Source organism: Weissella sp. DD23 (genome assembly GCF_001579105.1).
Classification (GTDB): domain Bacteria; phylum Bacillota; class Bacilli; order Lactobacillales; family Lactobacillaceae; genus Weissella; species Weissella cibaria.
Window position 1 is genome coordinate 4509 of the sequence record NZ_KQ970390.1, and the last position, 5482, is coordinate 9990.

Sequence of the window (5482 nt, forward strand, 5' to 3'; positions counted from 1 at the left end):
AGGGGGAAGTTGGTGCGATGCTACGTCGCAAAGGACATCCTAAATATTTGGTTGTTGGTGACCAATTTATGCGTAAATTATTAGCAGGAATGGCCATAACTTTCCGTGATAACGCTGAAGCGGGTAAAACAGAATAATTTGTGAAGCTGGGTGCCAATGGTATCCAGCTTTTTTCAAGGGTTCGGCACGGAAAATACTGACCCAATTTGCTATACTGAGCCCATAACAATAGATATGGGGGATATCACTATGACAGAAGACTTGAACTTGAATATCGAACCAATGCATTTCCAAAAGATTTTGGTTGGTGTCGATGAGTCACAACAAGGACATGTGGCGTTGGCCAATGCGATTCACCAGGCAATTGAGGACGATGCGACGTTGTACATTGCATCAATTCTGGAATTGGGTGAATTGTCGGCGGTTGATGTGTTGAATTTGCCAGCGGTGCAAATGATGCAAGACAACTTGGCTGCTAATCTTGATCGTTACAAGGCATATGCGGAGTCACACGGCGTGAAGCAGGTTGAAGTGGTATATGATAGTGGCCAACGGGCTGGTGAAGTCTTAGTTGACGTCTTGGCGCCTAAGATTGGGGCGGATTTGATTATTATCGGGGCCCACTCAAAGAAGGGCTTCTGGGAATCACTTGGGTCACAAGCCGTTTATGTGGCTCGTCACGCCAAAGTATCGTCAATGATTGCCCGCTGTGACACGGCTGTTGATGCCAAGTAAGAAAATAAAGTATGAAGAATTTGTAAGCGGAGCATGATTGCTCTGCTTATTTTTTATTAAGAAAACTAGAATAATTCACCTTATTGAATTATTTTTGACAGATGTGAAAAAATAGGGTTGCTTATGCATAATATGAACTGTATACTAGCACTTGCGGGTGAGGAGCCCCGGTTAAGCGAAAGTCATAAGCCTTCAACTAACATGGTTAGTTGGACGAAATCCTTTATGAAATTTGTTTAGCACTATTAACTAAAAAGTGAATAGTACACTGGGGAACCCTCCTCACTACGACTTTTTCTCGTATATAGGAGGTTTGTCATGTCTAAGGAAGAAATGACAAAGAAGCACTTCGTCGGCGATGCAACTGCTGACGCAAGTCTAGGCGACGTGAATGGTTCAGTTGAAGTGCCAACGAACGGTTCATTTTGGCGCAAATTGTGGGCTTTTTCAGGGCCCGGTGCACTGGTTGCGGTCGGATACATGGATCCGGGTAACTGGGTGACATCAGTAGCGGGTGGTGCGAACTACCACTACACGCTTTTGTCAGTTGTTTTGGTCTCATCATTGATTGCGATGATGTTACAATACATGGCTGGTAAATTGGGAATGGTGAAGCGCGAAGATTTGGCGCAAGCTACGCGTGCCCGCACATCAAAGTCAGGTGGCTTTGTATTGTGGATTATGACTGAATTAGCGTTGATTGCAACGGATATTGCCGAAGTTATCGGTGGGGCAATTGCGTTGCACTTGCTATTTGGTTGGTCAATGATTGCCTCTGTTTTAACAACGGCATTTGATGTTATTTTGCTATTATTATTGATGCGTTTTGGTTTCCGTAAAATCGAAGCAATTGTCATTACATTGATTTTGACCATCTTGTTTATTTTTGGTTATTTGGTGGTGTCATCAAATCCAGATATCGTGGCGATGCTAGGTGGTTATGTGCCACAGCTACAAGCCGTTAGCACACATGCACCTAAGGGTGTTGATTCACCATTGCTGATGACCTTGGGAATTGTTGGTGCAACGGTGATGCCGCACAACTTGTACTTGCACTCATCAGTTTCACAAACACGTAAGATCAACCGTGAAAACAAGGCTGAATTGAAGGAAGCGGTGCGCTTCATGACCTGGGATTCAAACATCCAATTGACGTTGGCCTTTGTTGTTAACTCATTGTTGTTGATTTTGGGAGCATCATTGTTCTTCGGTCACGGTGATTCAGTTGGAACGTTCGGTCAAATGTACACGGCGTTGTCAGATAGTACGGTTGCTGGTGCGATTGCATCACCGGTTTTGTCAACGTTGTTTGCGGTCGCTTTGTTAGCATCAGGACAAAACTCAACGATTACGGGGACGCTAACTGGTGAAGTTGTCATGGCAGGATTCCTGCGCTTGAAGATTCCAATGTGGGCTCGTCGTATGATTACCCGTGGACTAGCCTTGGCACCAGTCATCGCCTTTACGTTGATGTATGGTGGGGATGAAGCGAAGTTGGATACGTTGTTGATTAACTCACAGGTGTTCCTATCAATCGCCTTGCCATTTGCCATGGCACCGTTGATTTTGTTTACATCATCTAAGAAGGTGATGGGGGAAGATTTCGTTAACCCGAAGTGGATGACAATTCTAGCCTGGTTGGTCTTTATCGTGCTAACAGGTTTGAACATTCAATTGGTCGTTCAAATCATTGCGAACTGGCTATAAACATTAAGTAAGCACTTCAATCTTCGGATTGAGGTGCTTTTTTGCGGAATTTATCGTTTTGAGCACCGAACAATAAATCTTCATAAAGGATTCCTATACTGAACGTACATTCAGATGGGAGGATTGAAATGATGAAATTACGTCAATTATTTTTAATCGTATTAGCTGTCGGCGCGGCAGTCTTTGGCATGATGACAGCAGTCAACGCGGCCGGCAAGACGACCGACTTGACTGCAGGTGATTATACAGTCGGAACAGATATCAAACCTGGTCGATACATTGTCACGCCAACTAATGGGACAAGTGGGAATTTTACAAGTTCGACAGGCGATACTAATGTCGTTCTAGGTGATCCTAATGCAGATATGGGTACTGACATGTATGTTTCGTCTTATACCCTGGATTTGAAGAAAAAGGTTAATATTTCTTTAAGTGGGGTTACGGCCCATTTTGAAGCGGTTACCAAGCGCAAGGCAATTAAGTCAGGTGACCTACATGCGGGTGTGTATAAGGTGGGTAAAGATATTAAACCTGGTAAGTATAAGATTACTGCTGTACAAGGTTCTGGTAATTTAGTAAGCACCAAAAAAGGCTTTATTAATGAAATGATGGGGACTGATTCGCAAGATGGCATGTATGTGCAGTCCTATAATACGAAGCTTCGGAAGGGGCAGGTCATCATGACAACGTTGGAACTGATTAAACTGGAGCGACGATAAGATAATTTGAAACCCGTGCCCTATTTAAACTAAATAACAGTAAAGCCGTCAGTAATAAGAATTGCTGACGGCTTTATTCTTGACATAACATTATATCTCATATAACATAATGTTATACGATAAATAGTGTTATATAAAACAAAGGAGATGCGGTGATGAACATTCAAGTACCAACCGCTTTGCTGGACGGATCTGTGTTAGCACTATTAGCTAAAGAAGATACGTACGGCTATATTATTACCAAAGCGATGCAGGATTTATTGGGTGTCAGCGAATCAACGATGTATCCGGTTCTACGACGCTTAAAGAAAGATGGTTATCTGGAGACATATGATCAGCCGTTTGAAGGCCGCATTCGACGTTATTATCGCTTGACTGAAACCGGGCAAGAACATTTAACAGAAATCAAGGCGGCTTGGGGCGATTTCCGCCAAGCTATTAATTCACTATTGGAGGAGAAGTAGGCAATATGGTTAATGAGTATTTAGCAGAAGTGAAAGCAAATATGTCAGGTATTCCGGCAGATGAACGCGATGAACTCTTGCAGTTTTATGAGGAGCAAATGATGGATGCGGGGCTGACAACAGATGAAATTGTGGCGAAGTATGGTTCACCTAAGCAATTTGCCCGGACGTTAAAAGTCGAATATTTTATCGAGTCAGATAATGATGCCGCGCAGGATGCGCCAGCAGGTAAGCGTACAAAGAATTTGACAATGATGATTTTGTTAATTGTTCTCGGTCTCTTTGCCTCACCAATTTTGATTCCACTAGCCATCGTCGTAGTGGTTGGTATTATGAGCGTGTTAGCTATTTTTCTGATGATTTTAGCTGGTATCTATATGGGAATCGTTGGGGCGTTAGCCGGTGGTTTGTTCATGTTTGTACTTGGTATTGGCGTACTCACGCAAGCCGTTGGGACTGGCATTTTCTACATGGGCTTGGGCATTGCTTTGACGGCAGCAGTTATTTTCTTCACGCCGCTAGTTTGGGCCGTGACGAAAGCGTTGTTTGAGATGTTTGTGACATTTTTGAAGTGGATTGGTCGACGTTTCTTGTCAAAGAAGCACACGCCAGTAACGGAGGGTTAAAGTGATGAAGTTAAAGCACGCGTTGATTATTGGTGGTGTTGGGATGGCAATTGGTGGCGTGATGATGGCTGGTAGCTACATGAGCGGTGCCAATCTGAATGTTGCTTGGCATGATGGCCCAAAGGTGGTCAATATTAAGCATATTAATAAAACTTTTGCCGGTCAGGATATTAAACAGCTTCGGGTGACGAATGATAATAATTACGTTGAAATCAAGCGCGGGACAGAATGGCGTGTCAAAATGACAACCATTAATGCACACATGAGCACGCAGTTACGCGATGGCGTGCTGACTGTCCATGCCACGGACCAGGATAATGTGATGACAACGATGAGTTATGATCCGGCTGTCACGATTACGGTACCCGATGGGGTGAAACTGGATAAATTGGATTTGACGAGTGAAAATGGCGGCATAGCAGTGAAAGGCTTGGCTGTGACGCAATCACTTTTGCGCAATGATAATGGTGGTATTCGTTTGGAGAACGTTACCGGCGACACAGTGAAAAGTGAAGCAGAAAACGGGGCAACGCGTCTGCAGAATGTGACCCTGAAGTCGGCACATATCACAACTGATAATGGTCAGGTAAAGCTAAACAATACGACCTTAACGGAAACGAGCGATGTTACGGCGGAAAACGGCCAAGTTGTTTTGCAAGGGGTGACTGCACCTGGGATGGCAATTAAAACAGATAGTGGCTATTTGACGGCCCAAGGATTTGACTTGCCAGCTGGTGCTAAAGATTACCAAACAGGTGATCAAAATAAAGCGCTACACGTGCAGACAACTAATGGCATGATTCAATTAAAAAAATAAACTAGCAAAACACGGCGACTCAGAACGAGACGCCGTGTTTTTCACGTTAATGCTCTAATAATTTTTTAATCTTTGGTATAATCAGACTATTAAAGGGGTGACAGCAATGAAAATTAATCAATTTGCGGTGGTCGACACACCGTTTGAAACACAATTAAAAGAACTCGCGACAATTGGTTTTTATGATGAACCAGTTCAGGTAGCACACGCAAAAAATGCGACGGCGGTTTGGCGGGAGTTATTACGGATTGCCTTTCCAGAAGTGCAGGACGGTCGTGTGAAGTTCCGTGATATTGCCATTAACACTCGTGAGGATTTGGCTGGGTACTTAAATAGTGGTGCGCCAGTGACGGAAGAGGTGTTTAACGCCGTCGCTTTGCAATTGTTAGGTTTTGTTGAGGATGTTGATTATAC

6 protein-coding genes and 1 pseudogene are annotated in these 5482 nt (G+C 43.7%); all 7 read left to right on the forward strand.

What is annotated here, in order from left to right; translation table 11 throughout:
• The first annotated feature begins 249 nt into the window (after window positions 1–249).
• The gene (locus WEIDD23_RS00025; RefSeq protein WP_010370349.1) at window positions 250–735 is read left to right on the forward strand and encodes a universal stress protein; all 486 of its coding nucleotides are present in this window, start codon (window positions 250–252) and stop codon (window positions 733–735) included.
• A gap of 318 nt (window positions 736–1053) precedes the next feature.
• Entirely contained in the window at window positions 1054–2442 is a 1389-nt protein-coding gene (locus WEIDD23_RS00030) for an Nramp family divalent metal transporter (protein ID WP_010370351.1), read from the forward strand.
• Between the two features lie 128 nt (window positions 2443–2570).
• Complete coding sequence (locus WEIDD23_RS00035) at window positions 2571–3161, forward strand: hypothetical protein (protein WP_174855496.1); 591 nt, start codon at window positions 2571–2573, stop codon at window positions 3159–3161.
• Window positions 3162–3316: 155 nt separating this feature from the next.
• On the forward strand, window positions 3317–3625 hold the full coding sequence (locus WEIDD23_RS00040; RefSeq protein WP_010370357.1) for a PadR family transcriptional regulator: 309 nt from the start codon (window positions 3317–3319) through the stop codon (window positions 3623–3625).
• Between the two features lie 5 nt (window positions 3626–3630).
• Window positions 3631–4251, forward strand: a complete 621-nt coding sequence (locus tag WEIDD23_RS00045; protein ID WP_010370361.1) for a DUF1700 domain-containing protein — start codon at window positions 3631–3633, stop codon at window positions 4249–4251.
• A gap of 4 nt (window positions 4252–4255) precedes the next feature.
• Window positions 4256–5068 (forward strand): DUF4097 family beta strand repeat-containing protein, encoded by an 813-nt coding sequence (locus tag WEIDD23_RS00050; protein ID WP_010370365.1) that lies wholly within the window; start codon window positions 4256–4258, stop codon window positions 5066–5068.
• 106 nt (window positions 5069–5174) lie between these two features.
• A pseudogene (locus tag WEIDD23_RS14075) lies at window positions 5175–5482 on the forward strand (Xaa-Pro dipeptidyl-peptidase); the annotation flags it as partial.